The organism is Enterococcus sp. R12 (genome assembly GCF_058135755.1).
Map to the genome: position 1 here is coordinate 3,309,851 of NZ_CM176874.1, position 16,824 is coordinate 3,326,674.

At 45.1% G+C, this 16,824-nt stretch carries 18 protein-coding genes; 5 read left to right on the forward strand and 13 right to left on the reverse strand.

Annotation, left to right across the window (positions count from 1 at the left end):
* Nucleotides 1-14 precede the first annotated feature (14 nt).
* From ACTW1R_RS15430 to ACTW1R_RS15455, 6 genes are all read right to left on the reverse strand, one after another.
* On the reverse strand, nt 15-329 hold the full coding sequence (locus ACTW1R_RS15430; RefSeq protein ID WP_016620318.1) for a PTS cellobiose transporter subunit IIA: 315 nt from the start codon (nt 327-329) through the stop codon (nt 15-17).
* Between the two features lie 13 nt (nt 330-342).
* Nucleotides 343-2,376, reverse strand: a complete 2,034-nt coding sequence (locus ACTW1R_RS15435; RefSeq protein ID WP_015510514.1) for a BglG family transcription antiterminator — start codon at nt 2,374-2,376, stop codon at nt 343-345.
* Between the two features lie 54 nt (nt 2,377-2,430).
* A complete protein-coding gene (locus tag ACTW1R_RS15440) occupies nt 2,431-2,748 on the reverse strand; it encodes a PTS cellobiose transporter subunit IIB (protein WP_015510515.1) in 318 nt (105 codons plus the stop codon).
* Nucleotides 2,749-3,044: 296 nt separating this feature from the next.
* Entirely contained in the window at nt 3,045-3,884 is an 840-nt protein-coding gene (locus ACTW1R_RS15445; protein WP_016608464.1) for a glycosyltransferase family 8 protein, read from the reverse strand.
* A gap of 225 nt (nt 3,885-4,109) precedes the next feature.
* Complete coding sequence (locus ACTW1R_RS15450) at nt 4,110-4,631, reverse strand: NADPH-dependent FMN reductase (RefSeq protein WP_016608466.1); 522 nt, start codon at nt 4,629-4,631, stop codon at nt 4,110-4,112.
* 36 nt (nt 4,632-4,667) lie between these two features.
* Nucleotides 4,668-5,273: an NADPH-dependent FMN reductase gene (locus ACTW1R_RS15455; protein WP_034858676.1), complete on the reverse strand. Its 606-nt coding sequence runs from the start codon at nt 5,271-5,273 to the stop codon at nt 4,668-4,670.
* Between the two features lie 201 nt (nt 5,274-5,474).
* Between ACTW1R_RS15455 and ACTW1R_RS15460 the strand changes: the two genes are divergently transcribed.
* Nucleotides 5,475-6,329 carry a MarR family transcriptional regulator gene (locus tag ACTW1R_RS15460; protein WP_086338759.1) on the forward strand — a complete coding sequence of 285 codons (855 nt, stop codon included), beginning with the start codon at nt 5,475-5,477 and terminating at the stop codon, nt 6,327-6,329.
* Nucleotides 6,330-6,388: 59 nt separating this feature from the next.
* Nucleotides 6,389-8,140, forward strand: a complete 1,752-nt coding sequence (locus ACTW1R_RS15465) for an ABC transporter ATP-binding protein (RefSeq protein WP_325844017.1) — start codon at nt 6,389-6,391, stop codon at nt 8,138-8,140.
* A gap of 41 nt (nt 8,141-8,181) precedes the next feature.
* On the opposite strand, the gene ACTW1R_RS15470 is transcribed toward ACTW1R_RS15465, so the two are convergent.
* Complete coding sequence (locus tag ACTW1R_RS15470) at nt 8,182-8,547, reverse strand: hypothetical protein (RefSeq protein ID WP_213336079.1); 366 nt, start codon at nt 8,545-8,547, stop codon at nt 8,182-8,184.
* A 162-nt stretch (nt 8,548-8,709) separates the two neighbouring features.
* Here ACTW1R_RS15470 and ACTW1R_RS15475 point away from each other — a divergent pair, with 162 nt between their 5' ends.
* Together ACTW1R_RS15475 and ACTW1R_RS15480 are read left to right on the forward strand one after the other, a co-directional pair.
* Nucleotides 8,710-9,042 carry a helix-turn-helix domain-containing protein gene (locus tag ACTW1R_RS15475; RefSeq protein WP_015510522.1) on the forward strand — a complete coding sequence of 111 codons (333 nt, stop codon included), beginning with the start codon at nt 8,710-8,712 and terminating at the stop codon, nt 9,040-9,042.
* Between the two features lie 5 nt (nt 9,043-9,047).
* Entirely contained in the window at nt 9,048-9,524 is a 477-nt protein-coding gene (locus tag ACTW1R_RS15480) for an ImmA/IrrE family metallo-endopeptidase (RefSeq protein WP_034858679.1), read from the forward strand.
* A gap of 69 nt (nt 9,525-9,593) precedes the next feature.
* Here the strand turns inward: ACTW1R_RS15480 and ACTW1R_RS15485 are convergent, their stop codons facing one another.
* From ACTW1R_RS15485 to ACTW1R_RS15505, 5 genes are all read right to left on the reverse strand, one after another.
* Complete coding sequence (locus ACTW1R_RS15485; protein WP_010748973.1) at nt 9,594-10,406, reverse strand: metallophosphoesterase family protein; 813 nt, start codon at nt 10,404-10,406, stop codon at nt 9,594-9,596.
* 4 nt (nt 10,407-10,410) lie between these two features.
* Complete coding sequence (gene phnE, locus ACTW1R_RS15490; RefSeq protein WP_010748972.1) at nt 10,411-11,193, reverse strand: phosphonate ABC transporter, permease protein PhnE; 783 nt, start codon at nt 11,191-11,193, stop codon at nt 10,411-10,413.
* Entirely contained in the window at nt 11,190-11,969 is a 780-nt protein-coding gene (gene phnE / locus ACTW1R_RS15495) for a phosphonate ABC transporter, permease protein PhnE (RefSeq protein ID WP_010748971.1), read from the reverse strand. Before phnE (ACTW1R_RS15495) ends, phnE (ACTW1R_RS15490) begins: the two co-directional genes overlap by 4 nt.
* Entirely contained in the window at nt 11,941-12,732 is a 792-nt protein-coding gene (phnC, locus tag ACTW1R_RS15500) for a phosphonate ABC transporter ATP-binding protein (protein WP_005230661.1), read from the reverse strand. Before phnC ends, phnE (ACTW1R_RS15495) begins: the two co-directional genes overlap by 29 nt.
* A 160-nt stretch (nt 12,733-12,892) precedes the next feature.
* Nucleotides 12,893-13,825 (reverse strand): phosphate/phosphite/phosphonate ABC transporter substrate-binding protein, encoded by a 933-nt coding sequence (locus ACTW1R_RS15505; RefSeq protein ID WP_005230658.1) that lies wholly within the window; start codon nt 13,823-13,825, stop codon nt 12,893-12,895.
* Nucleotides 13,826-14,021: 196 nt separating this feature from the next.
* Here ACTW1R_RS15505 and ACTW1R_RS15510 point away from each other — a divergent pair, with 196 nt between their 5' ends.
* Nucleotides 14,022-14,693 carry a cyclic nucleotide-binding domain-containing protein gene (locus ACTW1R_RS15510; RefSeq protein WP_074934164.1) on the forward strand — a complete coding sequence of 224 codons (672 nt, stop codon included), beginning with the start codon at nt 14,022-14,024 and terminating at the stop codon, nt 14,691-14,693.
* A 187-nt stretch (nt 14,694-14,880) separates the two neighbouring features.
* Here ACTW1R_RS15510 and ACTW1R_RS15515 read toward each other — a convergent pair whose 3' ends face one another.
* Nucleotides 14,881-16,752 carry a beta-glucoside-specific PTS transporter subunit IIABC gene (locus tag ACTW1R_RS15515; RefSeq protein ID WP_489927313.1) on the reverse strand — a complete coding sequence of 624 codons (1,872 nt, stop codon included), beginning with the start codon at nt 16,750-16,752 and terminating at the stop codon, nt 14,881-14,883.
* Nucleotides 16,753-16,824: the final 72 nt, after the last annotated feature.

Consider the following 16,824-nt stretch of genomic DNA (forward strand, 5'->3'; position numbering starts at 1 on the left):
TGATCCCTTCCTTTCTACCGCTCTCGCTGGTATAACGCTAGCATTTCAATCGCCACTTCTCGCAAAGTCATCGTTGTCATTAGATGATCTTGTGCATGGACCATGATGATCTCCATGTCGATTTTTTCTCCGCTGGCGTATTCTTGTAATAAGCCCGTCTGTGCTTTGTGGGCCTCTACTAGTGCTTCGTTTGCTTGATCCAGTTTTGCTTGTGCTGCTTCAAAAGTTCCTTGACGCATCTCTTGGAATGCTTCATGAACGATCGTCCGAGCATCTCCGCTGCTAAGAATAATTTGAAAGGCTGTCTCTTGTAGTTTTTCTGATTCCATTGTTCTTTCTCCCTTACATATGCGATAAATGTGTTCCTAGGTGATACCCGATAAAGCATTCCATAAAATGTTCAAAATCACCACTAGCTATGAGTGCATCTTTAAATGACTCATCTTCAATGATCGGTACTAACAGTTGGCTGATTTTGTTCAATTCTACTTGCCCCAATCGATCAGGGGAAAGTAAGAAAATCAGCTGGATCTGGTCATGCTCGTCATCCCATTTTATGCCTTGTTTTAGTATAGCAACGGCCGCATAAGCATCATTGGTGATCGGTTCAATGGGGTGCGCCACCGCCAAATGATCGGAAAAGGCTACTGAGCTATAGGCTTCTCGTAAAGCAAGCTGCTTGCCTAGCGCTTCTTTCACCGCGCGCTTTTCCACGCTTTCGATCCTCGTCAGCAGCTGGTCCAAAACAGCCTCTTTATCGGTCTCTTCGGCGAGCCAAAGAAAAAGTTCTGGGCGAAAGCTAGTCTCAATCAGTTCCCGCTCTTTGTCAGACAAGGTCTTCGGTCGCTGTTTCAGAACGCTACGGTACTGTTTTTTCGTTTTATACTGTTTCAATTGGCGATTGATTTTTTGGATATCTTTTTTATCTAAAAAAACACTGACTGTGACGATGGGGATATTTAGAACCACATCTGGTACTTTGATCGATGAAATGATCAAATCGATCCCTGCTAGTTTTTGTTCACTGATTTCGTAATAGCTGATCATCTCTTCAATCACGAGTTTTGAACCAAGTTCGTGTTCCAAACGATTTTTTAACATTTGTGAACTACCGATTCCTGTTGCACAGATCACTAAGACCCGTGCTTTTTGCTGATTCGCTAAGCGTTCCATCGCAGCAGTCAAATGGATCGTCAAGTAGGCGAGCTCTCCTTCAGTCACTTTGTAGGGGGCAAAGAAGGGAACATCAGAAAAATGCCGAATCGTTAGCTGAAAAAAGTCACTGTAATCTTTTTTGATGGTCTCTAACAAAGGATTTTCCATACTCGTACCGTTATTCAATCGTTGCAATAAGGGGGTGATATGCATCATCAGCCCATCTATCAATAAGGGATCTTCGGCTAAGCAAAAGCCCGTTTCTTGATCGATCTTTTGTAAAACGACTAGCAGCTGTTGTTTGACCTCGTTATCGTCTAAATCGATCTGTTCACGAATGGTTTCAGAAACTAGTTTGTTTTTTAAATGAATGGCGATATAGAAAGCCTCTTCCGGTGGCAAGACGATGCCCATCTGTTGGCGGATCTTCTCGACGATCTCTAAAGCTGATTGGTATTCCACTTCCTGCGCTAAGTTTGCCTCTTGTGGATGCAGCTGGATCTCAAAGCCCGCCTGCAGCCGTTTTATTGCTAGACCAATATGAAGGACGATCGTATAGATCATAAAATCAGAGAGTTTCAAAAAATACTTGCGGCATGTATCCAAAACGATGATCACGATTTCCTCGATCGCTATCCCCTCTAATAGATGTTTGTACATGGAAAAGGCATACAAATTGTCTTGCAGGCGATTCATGAAAAAGTAATTCATGATGAAATGCCGTAGACTATTTTCAGATCCTGCAACGTAGATCCCCTGACTGGTTCGATGTTTCAACTCGATCGTATAAGGCTTTAACAATTGCTTGATTTCAACGATGTCGTTGGAAATCGTTGAACGAGAAACACATAGATCCGCCGCCAAGTCATCAACAAAAACAGGCTTTTGCCCAAATAACAATTGATTTAACACAAAATATTGGCGGTCATTGGCTTCATTGATCGTCGTAAGGTCGGCAGCTGTTGGTCTGGTGTTGGTTTTCTCAGTATAAAAACGATCAAAGGAACGCTGGTCGGTGATGTTTAGCCGATAGCCCTGCCCTTGCTTGGCACAAATCTGACCAAGCTTATGGTTCTTCAAGATAAGCCCCAACCCTTGAACATACTTGCGCGCAGTCCGATCTGAAACCCCCAGTTGCTTTGCGATCTGTTTACTACTGGTATACGTGTTACGATTTTGGTAAAGCATTTTTAGCATGATGATCTCTTTTTTACTCAACATTTTTCATCAACCTTTTTCATCAACCTATTCTCATGAAGCTTTTTGTTTGAACGACTATTGTATATTTTGCTCCACCACAGCAGCTAATTTTTCAATGCCCATCGGTATCGGCACATAAGCTTGGGGCGGAATATTTACGATGGGTCGTTGGTACTTGATGGCAGCTTTTTCAAGATTCGCAAAGTACATTTTGGTTTGCGGGCTGACTAAGTATAAGTCGTATTCATCTTTGGCGATCGTGGCTGCTCCTTGAGAGGCAGACGTTGCATCTAGTTCAATTTCTTTTCCTCGCTCTTTAAAATATTCCGTCGTTTTTTTGGCAATGACTGATGAAGACATACCGCCTGCACAGATGATTAATGCTTTTTTCATATAGTTTTCCTCCTTAACGATGACACTCTATTTCACTATCTATGTTCAGTAGTTGCTAAATGATGGCGTGGTTCTGACCATTTTTCCGCTGAATAAAAAAGTTGCTCACTGACTTAGCATTGCGATGGGTTGATACTGTCATCATAATAGATAGCGCTTTCTTTTTGAACACAAGGTGTTTCCTTATCGATGCGGAAACAAACTAGATGCGTCTATTTGATTTTACAAGAATTCCCTTCAAAAAATGATCGAAAAAAAAGCTTTACTTGTCTTTTGTCCAAGTAAAGCTTTTTTAATCATACGCTCTTTGATTGTTTTTCTTCAAACTTCCGTCGTTCATTTTCCACATACTTGTATAGCGCCCCGTAGCGGCTGCGGTAGCCTTTTTTCCATGGCTTCTCTTTGCCGCAAAAATGTAACAAAACAGTATGCTCGATGACCCAATCCAAACTCCATTCCCCTAAACTGATCGTTTCATAGGTACGGTTTTTTCGTACGTCATAGTTGTAGAGCTGATCGGGGATCGCCAGCACCCGATCGCCGTACAACCCATTCAAAATGTCTTGATCTGGCAAAAAGAGGTTCAAATGATTTTTCTCAATGAACGCTGCGATCTCTGCTTCTTTGACCTCTTGCCGCAGCTGGTGCACATTCATCAGCAAAACGCCTGAATTATAGTAGCCTTCCGACTCATAATTGCGCAAACGGACTTTATTGATGACTGTTGTTACTTCTGTCAGCTTAGAATGACTGGCGGCGGCATACAGAAAATCCCCTAACGTCAGCTCATACAAGGGGCGCAAATCATTGATGCACAAAATATCCGCATCCAGATACAGGATTTTTTCCACTTGCTGCGGCAAGTAATTTTGTGCCAATAATCGATAGTAGATCGACTCAGGGTAGCGATCACTGACTGGCGCCGTTTTAAAAATCGAGCCAGAACCGATGATGATGGGATGATAGGTCATCGCCAGCTTTTGACAAAAAGCCTCCAGCTCTGCAGCATGGCTCAATTCTTTTTCTTGTAAGACATAGACATCAAAGGATGCTGCTGTCGTATGACGTTTGATTGAATATAACGTTGTTTTTAATTGTTCACTGAATCGATCATCAATCGCAAAAAGTAGATTCATGCTCTTGTTCACTCCTCTGTTACTGGCTGCGTGCAGGTTTTTGGAAAAAATCGATCGCTTTTGCACGCAGCTTCTGTTCTTCTAGTATACCCGATTTTTGGTCTTTCTTTCAGTGAAACACCCTTGCCAGTCGAACCCTTGCTTGGCAGACGCCAAAAAAGCTGTTCCATCCATGGGATGAAACAGCAAAGGATCACTTATAAATGATTGTGTCTTAAAAACAGATCAGCGGATCGTTGCAAAAGCTTTTGACCACAACAACAATTCATCTAGCATATCATTGACACCCGCAGCCATGTGCTCACCGGGTTTGAAGGTACTGAAATTTTCAAAATCAGTAAATAAGTTGAAGGCTGGGTTGGTCCGCACGGTGGCAACTTTTTGTTCAGCTAATACGTTGCGCAATTGTTCAGCGGCCCGAATCCCACCGCCAGAACCGTAGCTGACGATCCCAGCAGCTTTATCAAACCATTCTTCCCGAGCAGAATCTACGGCATTTTTCAAGGAAGCTGCAAAACCGTGGTTGTATTCTTGCACGATGAAGATATAGCCATCTAACTCAGCGATTTTTTTGTTCCATGCCAGGTTTGGCTCAGCCGTTCCCATAAACGGTAAATCAAATGCTTTTACATCAACGATCTCAAACTGATGCTCTGACCGTTGATTAGCAATTTCTTGAATATATGCTCCGACTTGCGGACTTACGCGTCCTTCTCTTGTACTGCCTAAAATAATACCAAATTTCATGATAGGTTCCTCCTAAGATTGTTTTCGTTTGTTTTTTTAACGATTGGCAAATGTGTCTGCCCAGTCCAATAATTCCGTCAACATGTCGTTCATTCCTGCAGTCATATGCTCGCCAGGGGTAAAGGTGGCAAAGTTTTCAAAATCAGTAAATAAGTTGAAGGCAGGATTGGTGCGCACCGTGGCTACTTTTTGTTCCGCCAAAATCAAGCGAACTTGCTCAGCGGCACGAATCCCTCCTGCCGAACCATAGCTGACGATCGCTGCTGCTTTGTTGAACCATTCCTCTCGAGCGCTGTCCAACGCATTTTTCAAGGAAGCTGATATGCCATGATTGTATTCTTGTACGATGAAGATGTAGCCGTCTAACTCAGCGATTTTTTCGTTCCACGCTTGGTTCACTTCACCTGTCCCCATAAATGGCAAGTCATAGTCTTTGATATCAATGATTTCAAACGAGCGGTCGCTATGCGCGCGTGCTGTTTGTAAAACATAATTGGCTACTTGCGGACTCACGCGGCCTTCTCTCGTACTGCCAACGATGATCCCGATTTTTTGCGCTTTTTTCTTTTCAGGGGTGCGATACACCTCTTTCATTACTTCTTTTTCAATTATTTGTTCTTTTTTCCCAAATCCAAAGACCATTCTTTTGTACTCCTTTTGTTGTGGTTTCTTTAACGATGGACTCAGCATACCAAACTTACTTTTAGTAAGTCAATCATTCTGCTTACTTTTTGTTAGAAAAAAATCTCAGCTGCTTCTTATTGACATTCGTTCGGTACCGAACTATAATCAACTCATCGATATCGTTAGGTACCGAACGATAAACCAAAAGGAGTGTACACCATGAGTACAATGACCGACCACTTAATGAAACAGCTTCGTTTTATCAGCGAAGCCAGCAATGCCTTTATGAGTCAAAACAACCAGCGCCTTTCGGGACAGCAACGTGTCCTGGCCGTTTTAAATTTAGAAGACGGCTTGGTGCAAAGTTATCTTGCAGAAGTCTTAGACCTACGGCCAAGCTCTCTAGCGGAACTATTGAAGAAAATGGAAAATAGTGGCGATATTCATCGCAAAGAAGATGCTGCTGACAAACGGATCAAACGAATCTACCTGACAGAAACTGGAAGAAAAAAAGCGGAAAAATTACTAGCACAAAAAGAAGCCACCAGCAGTCAGTCGTTTTTTGCTGGGCTCTCAGAGGAGGATCAAACCGAGTTTGCTCGTCTGCTTGAAAACATCGCCGCTGGGTGGGAGACGGACTTCCAACAGCAGGCACAACGCTTTATTGACCCAATGGATCGTTTGCAAGCCATGCAAGAGATTCGGGAAGAAATGATGAAGCAATGGGGCGGAAATTGGCAAGAAATGACGAATGACGAGCGCCGAAAAATGAGGCAACAAATGAAAGATACTTGGCAAGAAATGGGCGTTGATGAGCGACGCAAAATGAAAAAACAGATCAAGGAAGCCATGCGGCAAATGCCGTTTCCTGGACATCGCGGCATGGTTGGCAATCGACCATTTGAGCCGTTTGGGCCGTTTGGGCCATTTGATAGTAGCGAGGCGAATGATCCACGGTACACATGGGTAAAAGGCAACTTTTTTGATGCCTACGGGTTTAGACAAGACCGCAAAGCAAGACCGACTTCCGCTTCTAAAGACGAAGCAGCCGAGGAGGATTGGCAGGATTTCTAATAACACCTAATTAAAAAGAAAAAGCGGTGAGCCATCTTGCTTGCTGCGGAGGAAAACGAATGGAAACAACGACACCAACAGTGAACAAAAACAAATTTAAAATGAAAGACTTTATCCACCTGATCGTCAGTGTCAATCCTAAGAAAGGCTTGTTTCTTTTAGGGATGCTCTTTAGCCTGATCACAAGTGCCGCCAGTTTGGTCGTGCCGCAGCTGACGAAAACACTGGTCGATGCCAGCGGCACCCCCACGTTCAGCACCTCCATGCTGGTCGTTTTGATCCTAGCCTTTGTGCTGCAATTAGGCGTAGGGACTTTAGGCGGCTTTCTCTTGCGCTATGTGGGAGAAAGTGCTGTGAAAACGTTGCGGGAACGTCTTTGGAAACATCTGCTGCATTTGCCAGTCAGCTATTTTGATGACCACAAGTCGGGGGAAAGCAGTTCGCGACTCGTCAATGATACGTCAGTGATCAAAGAACTAGTCACCTCGCAATTTCCCAGCTTTGTCACTGGCTTGATCCAATTGATCGGTTCGATGATCATCTTGTTTTTGATGGACTGGAAGATGGCTGCGATCATGTTCAGTGCGGTGCCTTTGATCACCTTGATCATGTGGCCAATCGGCAAGATCATGTCGAAACTAGGACGCCAGTTGCAAGCAGCGACCGCCGATTTCAATGCGGACGCCAGCGAAAAGCTCTCGGAGATCCGTTTAATCAAAGCCAGCAACGGAGAAGCCAGTGAACAAGAAAACGGTCGGCGCAACATTGGGGCAATTTTTACCCTCGGGGTCAAGGATGCGAAAGTCAGTGCGATTTTGCAGCCAATCATGACGACGGCCATGCTGGGCTTACTCGTAGGAATCCTCGGTTATGGCGCGATCCGTGTGCAAGCCGGCACCTTGACGAGTGGCGCATTGATCGCTTTTCTACTGTATCTCTTTAATATTATTGCGCCTGTGACGACGTTTGCGATGTTCTTTTCACAAGTCCAAAAAGCGATGGGTGCTACGGAACGGATCCAAGAAATTTTGGATACGCCGCTGGAGCCGATCCAGGCAGCACCCAAAGCCGCCATCGATGGAGCAATCCTACGGGCAGAACAAATCGATTTCAGTTACGATCCCAAACGGCCGATTTTGCAAAATATTTCTTTTGAAGCCAAACCCAACACCGTGATTGCTTTTGCAGGACCAAGCGGCGGCGGAAAATCCACGATTTTTGCATTACTGGAACGCTTTTATGAACCCACCAGCGGGCGCTTGCTGATTGGAGATCAGCCGATAGCTGACATTGATCTGCAAAACTGGCGGGCACAGATCGGCTATGTTTCCCAAGACAGTGCGGTCTTTGCTGGTACGATTCGGGAAAACTTGCAATACGGATTGGGCCGAACACTGTCAGAGGAGGAATTGTGGCAAGGGCTGGCATTGGCTTATGCCGATCAGTTCGTCCAAGAGTTCCCCGAAAAACTAGAAACACAAATCGGCGAACGCGGCGTCAAACTATCTGGCGGGCAAAAACAACGGATCGCCATCGCTCGAGCATTCTTGCGGGATCCCAAGCTGCTGATGCTGGATGAAGCGACCGCCAGCCTAGATTCTCAGTCAGAAGAAAAAGTCCAGCGGGCGTTGGATCATCTGATGGAAGGGCGTACGACATTAGTGATCGCCCATCGCTTATCGACCATCGTGGATGCCGACCAAATCTACTTTATAGAAAAAGGCACCATTACCGGTCAAGGTACCCATGCACAATTGATGAACAACCACCCGCTTTATGCTGCCTATGTCAATGAACAAATGATCAACTAATCGAAAAAACTGCTTATTGACGGATAAGCAGTTTTTTTCTATTAGCCAACGGCTGAATGTTGCTTCTCTTCACGCGTCCCAGGCATTTGATTTACTCGCTGTAATTCTTTCAGCACCTGATTTTCTGCCCGCAAAAAATCCCGTTCGCTTTGGGCAGTAGCAAGCTTTCCTTGATAAACTAAGACTTCTTCTTGGTAGGTTTTAGTGGTCTTTTGGACTTCTTCTTCTAACTGATCGATTTTATGGGTCAATTCTTGATTGATCTGTTCATATTTTAGGTAAAGCTTCTGGGCATTTTCGATATTCGTTTGTTCCAAATTCGCTTTGCTGGATACTCGGGTAGCCAAATAAGTAAGTACACCAGTAATGAGTGACGGCAAGACAACTGTTACGATCGATGTATCCATGATCCTCCCCCATTCTTTTGATACGATTCATATCATCTGTTTCCAGTATAAAAGATACGATTCGTATCGTCAACTAATGTGATATTTTTTATATCGAATAATACAAAAATAGATACAAATTATATCTAACGTGCTATACTACAAAAAAGGAGGCGATCACTCATGCTTGGCGAACGGCTAAGAACACTCAGACTACGAACCAATCAAACCCAACAGCAGATCGCAGATCAACTGGGAATCACCCGCGCAGCGTATTCTCATTTCGAAAATGATCGTAACGAACCCGATGGCGAGACCATCGTCAAACTCGCGGAGATTTTTCAAGTATCCACCGATTTTTTATTAGGCAGACAAGTCCCGGCAGGCTTTACGCAGCCCTCTGCAAAAGTTCAAACCGTTGCGGCCCATATTGATGATGACGTCACCGATGAGCAGATGGAAGATATCCTCAGCTATATTGAATTTATAAAACAGCGGCACGCCCAAAAGGAATGATGGAAATGGATAAAGTAGAAGAACTGATGGCCGCCTACCCAGACTTGCACTTTATTTTCGATAAAAATATGCCTGATGGTCAGCAAGGATTGTACATCGATCACCATATTTACTTGAACCCTGACCAGTCACAAGAAGACCTCTTGAGCACCATCGGTGAAGAAATCGGTCATTATCTGACCAGTGCTGGCGACATTACCGCCCAAGATACCAACGAAAAACGCAAACAAGAACGCAAAGCCCGCGACATTGGTTCTGCGATCGTGGTCACGCCCTATGATATCATCGCTTGTTTTGAAGAAGGCTGCAAAACATTGGCGGCATGCGCTGATTTTTTAGGGGTTCCCCCACAAACCTTCAAAGACGCGGTCACCTATTATGCCCGACGTTTTGACGGTATCAAAACCGAAGAAAATTATACCTTGTTTTTTCATATCGACGGCACGATTGAAGTTGTCAAAACCTTTGGCAATCAAGGCTAAGCCTTTTTCACACAAAAACAGACGTTCCTTTTCTGCTGCTAAAGGCAGCGTTGACGGAACGTCTGTTTTTTATCCTTGCATGTTGACCCGCATCAATACACGGTTCGGTCGATAGTTTTCTGAGGATTGATGAACCAATGCACCTTCCTCAAAACGATACAAATTGTATCCATAGCGTTCTTCAAAACGGACCATCCCATCGCCTTCATCTTCCCCGACAAACGACATACTTGCCACAGTATAGTAAGGAATCCCTGCGATCGTTCCCGTAAACGCATGATGGGTATGTCCACTGAGAATACAAGAGATTTGATACTGCTGCAATAATGCCACCAAACGATTGGCACCGGCCCATGCCGGCGTGCTTGCTTGGTCGGGCAACAAATGATGGTGCGTCACAAAAACGATCTTTTTCTCTTTGAGCTGCGCCAGCGTGGCTTGCAGCCATTCAAACTGTCGCTCATCTACGATACCGTCGGCATAGCCATAGCAGGAATTATCGAAAGTCACGATCGCCAATGTCTCCGTTTCATAGACTTGATTAAAAGGTGTATCACTGGCGGTTTCTACTGACTTGCCTTGCCAGCCTTGGCGAAAATGCCGTTTGATATCATGATTACCTAGCGTTACTACGATGGGCACTGAGCCAAAGGCTTTTTCTAAATATTGCTTCAAAGAGGCATAATCGGCAGGCGCGCCATCTTCGGTCAAATCGCCGCTGATCACCACCAAATCGATCGCTGCTCGCGCCTTGGCATCTTGGATACACTCTTCAAGAGGAATCAAAGGATTTTGCATGGCTGCCAGCATTCCTTGATACCCTTCTTCACAAGGCAGGTAACTTTCTCGAAAATGGATATCTGATATATGCAATACATTCATAGGTTTATCTCAATTTCTTTCTGATGATTCCAGTCAACTGGTCTAATAAGAAGACGGTCACAACGACGCCCAACAAAATAATACTTACCTTGCTCCAGGTTCTGGTTTGAATAGCAAAAATCAATGGTGCACCGATCCCGCCAGCACCGACTAACCCTAATGTTGCCGCACTGCGGACCGCAATTTCAAAATGATTCAATGCAAAGGAACTATAGATGGGTGCTAAGTAGGGGACCCGCACGAAAAACATCGTCTGCCAAAAATTGGCACCGACTGCTTGCATCTCTTCCGTCAAGCGCTCATCCATGGCTTCCATTTCTTCGGTAAACAACTTGCCCAGCATACCGATCTGGTGGACACCGATCGCCATAACTCCAGCAAAAGGTCCTGGACCTACCACACGGACAAAAATAATCGCATAAACCAGCTCGGGAAATGCCCGCAAGATATTGCAGATCATTTTGCCGATTTTTGCGACCCAGGGTGTCGAGGTCCATAGGTTGGCGGCACTCAGCAAGGTCACTGGAATCGCGCAGACTGTTGCAATCATCGTTCCTAGACAAGCGATCCCGATCGTCAGTAACAACAAGCTCCACAGATCTTCCCCACTGCCGTCATAAAAGAAGGACCAGTCTGGCTGACTCAGCCCTTGCAAGACATCTCTTCCCATCGCTAAGGAAAAGGTGCTTAATCCAGAATAATCCAGCGTCGCAGCGGATAAAACTAGTAAAACAGCAAAGAGTCCCCATAACAGCCAAGTCGTTTTCTTCACTTCTCTGATCATCATAGGAAAGACCTCCTTACCCGCTCACTGAGAAAATCAACGATCGCTACTGTCAGCAAAATCGTCAAGATAATGATCGAGACCCGCTCATAATTCAACAATGCCAATGAGGCGTTCAAGATTACCCCGATCCCGCCGGCACCCACATACCCTAACACCGTCGAAGCTCGAACATTGACTTCAAAGGCATAAAAAGTATAGCTGGCAAACTGGCTGATGACTTGGGGAATGATCGCCCAAACGGTCACTTGAAATTTATTCGCTCCTACCGCTGCTGCTGCTTCGATCGGCGCAAAATCAATGGTTTCGATCGCTTGGAACATCAGCTGTGAAACCATACCAAAGGTAAAGACCGCGATGGTCAAAACACCAGTGGCTTCACCGATTCCAAAAATCGCTACGAACAATGCCGCCAACAATAGATTGGGGATCGTCCGCACCAGACCTAAGAGAAAACGCATCGGCACCGAGACCCAACGGCTTTCTGTCACGACTGTTGTCGCCAACAGACTCACCGGTATCGCTGCGACTACTCCTAAAACGGTGCCTAAAAAGGACATCTGCAATGTCTTGATCAAGGGCATCATCAGTTGCGGTAGATAACTAAAGTCTGGGTGCAAAAAGCGAGCCATGAAAGCCGTCATCTGGCTGCGATTCGACCACACTTGTGCAAAATCAGCCCCTGTGATCCAGGCACTACTTTGAAAAAAGAGCAGCAATAAAAGAACCAGCAGCAGGTGTTTGTACCAATTAAAATGAACTGTTTCTTTCAGTTTCATCGATTTCTCCTGCCTTTTCTTCAAAAATTGCTTTGCCATAGATTTGTTCTAAACGCTGATCTGTCAAAGCGGCTGCGTTGCCGTCAAAAACGATCGCACCTGCTTTTAAGGCAATGATCCTTGTCGCATACTGACGAGCCAAGGGAATCGAATGCAGATTGATGACAATCGTTTTGCCCATTTCTTGATTGATCTTCTTCAGATCCTCCATCACTTTCTCTGTCGTGATGGGATCTAGTGATGCCACAGGTTCATCTGCTAAAATCACCGGCGCTTGTTGGACCAAGGCACGGGCGATGGATACCCGCTGCTGTTGCCCTCCACTCAACTGGTCGCTTCTCGTTTGCAGTTTGTCTGACAAGCCGACAGTCGCTAGCGCTTCTTTCGTTCTTTCGTAGTCTTCTTTCGTAAACAACCCTAAAATACTTTTCCAGGTCCCGTAATACCCCAAACGCCCAGACAAAACATTTTTTTGAACGGTACTGCGTTTGACCAAATTGAAGCTTTGCGAGATCAATCCGATTTGTCGACGAATCAAGCGCAATTCTTTTTTATTGGCTTTCGTGACTGATTTGCCGTCTACCCGGATATCTCCTTCAGTGATTGGCACTAAGCGATTGATTGAGCGTAAAAAGGTACTCTTACCAGCACCGCTCAAGCCAATAATGGCCACAAATTCACCTTGCTCAATCGTTACATCTATGTTCTGTAATCCTTTGACCCCATTTGGGTAGACTTTGGATACATTCTCAAAAGTTATCATCTGTTTTCTCCATTATGTAGGGACCGCGGCAAAGTTTCCCCAATCGGTCACGGTCTATTTCACTAAAAAATGCACTGGTACTGCGTATTCCACCTATTCCCCTAGTAAATCGCTGCACATCTCCGTGTCCCGTTATCCTTCTACCGCAATCCCTGATTTTTTACTCTGCTGCTCGTTGTGTATAATCGCGAATGGTATCGTAAGCAGAATCTGCTGCTTCTTCATACCCTTGGTGTCCCCACAAGCTCATTGCTTCGGCACCCTCTTCATCATCTGCCATGTTCAAGAACACTTCTTTGATCTGCTCTTTTAGTTCAGCATCCATTGATGGTTGGACGGCAATGGCGTCATTTGGAATATCCCCTTCAGTCAAGTAAAGGACTTTTAGGTCTTTGAATAAATCGTTGTCTGGAAAGCTTGATGCAAAGACATTTCGTGCCCCTTGGAACACAAAGGCGGCGTCCATCTGACCATTCAAGACTGCAGTGATCTCACTTGGAATATCATTCACCGTCGTTAATGTAGCATCCGTCGTTGGATCAACTCCTGCATCTTTCAACTCGGCAACTGGGTAAATATAGCCGCTGGCAGAGTTTGGACTCAATGTGGCGATTTTTTTCCCTTTTAAGTCCGTCAATTCTGTCATATCGCTATCCGCACGGACCAAGATTTCCCCTTTGAAGGTATTGGTTTTTTCCCCTTCTAATGGCAAGCCCGTCTCTGGATCATAAGCACCTAATTGAGAAGTCAAAATCGCTTCAGCTGCATCCATGTCTTTGGCTTGAACATAAGCGGCTGGCGGCATGATCCCTAAATCAACTTGTCCAGAAGCCATCGCTTCTACGATCGTCGAATAATCCGTTGCTAACGTTACTTCTACTTCACGGTCTAATTTTTTTGATAAATACTCAGCAAACGGTTTTGCTTTGGCTTGCATCGAGCCGTCATTATTGGTCGGTACGAATTGTACCACCAGCTTTTCTTTTTCGGCTGCGGCACTGCTGTCGCTGCTGCTGCTCCCATTCCCACAGCCGGTCAATGCGGCAACTAACGCAATTCCTAACATTCCTTTAACAATTCGTTTCAATGGCATTTTTTCTCCTCCTAATGGTTTGACGCTTTCTTACATTCAAATCATACCAAGTATCCCATCAAAATGAAGTGACACATGTCCTATTTTACCTTATTTTTACATACAATTTACATTAGATTTTATTTATCGTTCGTGTTGAGTCGAAAGGGGAACTAAGCTATACTTAAAGAAAACCATTCAGGAGTGGCTGATTCCCATGAAAAAAATCGATGATACCGCACGCCTCAGTAATTACATTGACACATACGATCTGCAATCTTATATGGACAATGATTTGTTAGCGATGGCCACTTTGCATTCCTTTGAAAAAGAAGAGCACCTGATTCGAACGGGTACGACTTCTGAATACTTGTATTTTCTCGTAGAAGGAACCGTGATGGTCTATTCCTTCTCTTCGGATACCCAAACGATTTGTATTGATTACGCCAAGCCAGCTGCACCTTTAGGAGAAGCTTCCTCTTTATGGGAACTCTTGCCGAAAAGCAGTGTCAAAGCCGCTTCTGCTTGCGTCTGTGTCTGCATCCCTTTGAATCGCTACCGCAACACCTTGCAACAAGACGTCCGCTTTTTGCAAACCATCTGTCAGTTGCTCAGTTCCCGCTTGAATTCGGGGATCAACTTAGCGAATTCATTGACGGAACCTGTAGAGACACGGTTGGCCAAATTTATTCTTGCGCATCAAGAAAATCAACACTTCTCCTTCCAGTTGACCACCTGTGCGGCGATCTTGAATGTCAGCTATCGCCACCTGCTGCGAACCTTTACCAGCTTTCGAGAAGACAAGCTGATTGAAAAACAAAAACAGGGCTATGCAATTCTCGATTTCCCCGCTTTAGAGTCGCTTGCCGAAAATTTAAGCCATGTGTAAGGATCAGTTCCCAAGAATGTTCGGGTTTTCCCTGAGTAGGCATTCCTGATGTTGGTCTTGCTCTTAACTCGCGCTGTGACAAGCGTTTGCCACCGAAGAAGGCAAGCGAGACCGGCAACTGCGCCTTATTTTCTTACAAAAAACCCGATCCTTGCTGATATTCAGTCGAGGATCGGGTTTCTTTTGCTTATTTTACGATGGCTAAGAAGTCTTCTCCTTGCAAGACATCGGTTTGGTTCATATCCATCACATCTAAATATTGCGGGGTGTTCGTCACAACGATCGGTGTGATCGTGGATAAGCCAGCTGCTTTGATCGTATCTAGATCAAACTTCACTAACAAATCGCCGCGTTTGACTTGATCGTCTTGTTTAACAAAGACCTCAAAGCCTTTGCCGTCTAGTTCCACAGTATCCATACCAATATGCATCAAGACTTCGGCTCCATCCGTGGTGGTCAAACCAACGGCATGGCCAGTAGGAAAGAGCGTCGTGATGGTGCCATCTGCTGGCGCATATAAAGCCCCGACGGTCGGTTCGATAGCGATACCTTTTCCTAATGCACCCGAAGAAAAGACTTGGTCTTTGACTTCTGCTAAGGGAACCACTTTGCCTTCTAACGGACTGCTGAGGACCACTCGTTCTTTAGACGAACTCTCTGTGGGTGCTGCTGGCTCTTTCGCTGGTGCTGCACTGGCATCGGTTGCTGGCTGATCTTCAAAACGTAAGAAGAAGGTCAAGACAAACGCGGCGCCAAAAGCGATAGCCGTTCCGATCGAAGCTGCGATCAGACCACTTAGATCTTTCGTATCTTGTGGGATAAAAGAAGGCAGGCTTAGTAAGCTGACTAACCCAAAGGTATAGTTTTCGACTTGGCTGAAGCCAATAAAGGCTCCCCCGATGGCACCACTGATACACGCGGCGATAAATGGTTTTTTCAATGGCAAAGTCACCCCATACACCGTCGGTTCTGTGATCCCAAAAATTGAGGTGATCGTTGAAGAAAGGGCCAACCCTTTCAATTTCACATTTTTTGTCATAAAGAACACTGCTAGCGCTGCACCCCCTTGAGAAAGGACGGCTGGCAACAGCATCGGCACCATCGTATCGACACCGGTTTGACTGAGATTCAACATCATGATCGGTACAAAGCCCCAGTGCATGCCAAACATCACAAAGACTTGCCATAAACCACCCATGACAGCGCCAGCGATCAGTGGGCTGAAGTGGTAAATGCTGTCGTAAGCACTACCTAACAAGTTTCCTAAAATCGTTCCTAGTGGACCGACGACAATAAAAGTCAATGGCGCCATGATCAAGAAGACCGCTAAAGGTACACAGATGATCTGTAAGAAGCTAGGAATGACTTTTTTAAAGAAACGCTCCACATAACTTTGTAAAAAGACCGCTAATATAATCGGAATGACGGAAGACGTATAAGCACTCGCACCAATAATGACCGGAAGGCCTAAGAAACTCAACGTTTGCCCAGCCAAAGCGGTAATGTCTGGATGAACCAATGCCATCGCTAAGGAAACCGCTAGAAATTCATTGGTACGAAACTTCTTCGCTGCAGTAAAAGCCAACATCACTGGTAAATAAGTAAATAATCCATCGGCAATCGCATACAATACAGTGTAGACCCCAGAATCAGCTGCTAACCAATTCAAGGTGACTGCCAGCGTCAAGAATCCTTTTAAGACCCCGGCACCTGCCATTGCGCCTAAAAACGGCGTGAAGATCGACGAAATAATATCCACCAGTTGATTCAACAGGTTGCCTTTGTCGCCTTTGCTGTCTGCTTCGCTGTCGAAGTTCGCTACTCCATTCAATTCACGATAGACATCGCTGACATGACTGCCAATCACCACTTGGTATTGTCCGCCGCTTTGAACGACTTGGATCACGTCGTCGTCTTGATTCAAGCGTGCCGTATCCGCTTTGTGCTCATCTTTTAATTTGAAACGCAAGCGGGTCGCACAATGCACCACGCTGTTGACATTTTCTTTGCCGCCCACCGCATCAAGGACGCGAACGGCAATTTCTTTATTTGAACTCATTTTTTCAACACTCCTTTTTTTAATAAAAAAACCCAGATTGAAAAAACGACCGTCTAACGAGTTTTTTCCTCG

What these genes read in the sequence shown, in the direction of transcription:
- ACTW1R_RS15435 (WP_015510514.1), bottom strand. Translation starts at nt 2,376, where the DNA reads ATGTTGAGTAAAAAAGAGATCATCATGCTAAAAATGCTTTACCAAAAT.
- phnE (WP_010748972.1), bottom strand. Translation starts at nt 11,193, where the DNA reads ATGATGATCAGAGAAGTGAAGAAAACGACTTGGCTGTTATGGGGACTC.
- ACTW1R_RS15470 (WP_213336079.1), bottom strand. Translation starts at nt 8,547, where the DNA reads ATGGATACATCGATCGTAACAGTTGTCTTGCCGTCACTCATTACTGGT.
- phnE (WP_010748971.1), bottom strand. Translation starts at nt 11,969, where the DNA reads ATGAAACTGAAAGAAACAGTTCATTTTAATTGGTACAAACACCTGCTG.
- ACTW1R_RS15460 (WP_086338759.1), top strand. Translation starts at nt 5,475, where the DNA reads ATGAGTACAATGACCGACCACTTAATGAAACAGCTTCGTTTTATCAGC.
- ACTW1R_RS15440 (WP_015510515.1), bottom strand. Translation starts at nt 2,748, where the DNA reads ATGAAAAAAGCATTAATCATCTGTGCAGGCGGTATGTCTTCATCAGTC.
- ACTW1R_RS15430 (WP_016620318.1), bottom strand. Translation starts at nt 329, where the DNA reads ATGGAATCAGAAAAACTACAAGAGACAGCCTTTCAAATTATTCTTAGC.
- phnC (WP_005230661.1), bottom strand. Translation starts at nt 12,732, where the DNA reads ATGATAACTTTTGAGAATGTATCCAAAGTCTACCCAAATGGGGTCAAA.
- ACTW1R_RS15455 (WP_034858676.1), bottom strand. Translation starts at nt 5,273, where the DNA reads ATGGTCTTTGGATTTGGGAAAAAAGAACAAATAATTGAAAAAGAAGTA.
- ACTW1R_RS15510 (WP_074934164.1), top strand. Translation starts at nt 14,022, where the DNA reads ATGAAAAAAATCGATGATACCGCACGCCTCAGTAATTACATTGACACA.
- ACTW1R_RS15445 (WP_016608464.1), bottom strand. Translation starts at nt 3,884, where the DNA reads ATGAATCTACTTTTTGCGATTGATGATCGATTCAGTGAACAATTAAAA.
- ACTW1R_RS15505 (WP_005230658.1), bottom strand. Translation starts at nt 13,825, where the DNA reads ATGCCATTGAAACGAATTGTTAAAGGAATGTTAGGAATTGCGTTAGTT.
- ACTW1R_RS15450 (WP_016608466.1), bottom strand. Translation starts at nt 4,631, where the DNA reads ATGAAATTTGGTATTATTTTAGGCAGTACAAGAGAAGGACGCGTAAGT.
- ACTW1R_RS15465 (WP_325844017.1), top strand. Translation starts at nt 6,389, where the DNA reads ATGGAAACAACGACACCAACAGTGAACAAAAACAAATTTAAAATGAAA.
- ACTW1R_RS15515 (WP_489927313.1), bottom strand. Translation starts at nt 16,752, where the DNA reads ATGAGTTCAAATAAAGAAATTGCCGTTCGCGTCCTTGATGCGGTGGGC.
- ACTW1R_RS15485 (WP_010748973.1), bottom strand. Translation starts at nt 10,406, where the DNA reads ATGAATGTATTGCATATATCAGATATCCATTTTCGAGAAAGTTACCTG.
- ACTW1R_RS15480 (WP_034858679.1), top strand. Translation starts at nt 9,048, where the DNA reads ATGGATAAAGTAGAAGAACTGATGGCCGCCTACCCAGACTTGCACTTT.
- ACTW1R_RS15475 (WP_015510522.1), top strand. Translation starts at nt 8,710, where the DNA reads ATGCTTGGCGAACGGCTAAGAACACTCAGACTACGAACCAATCAAACC.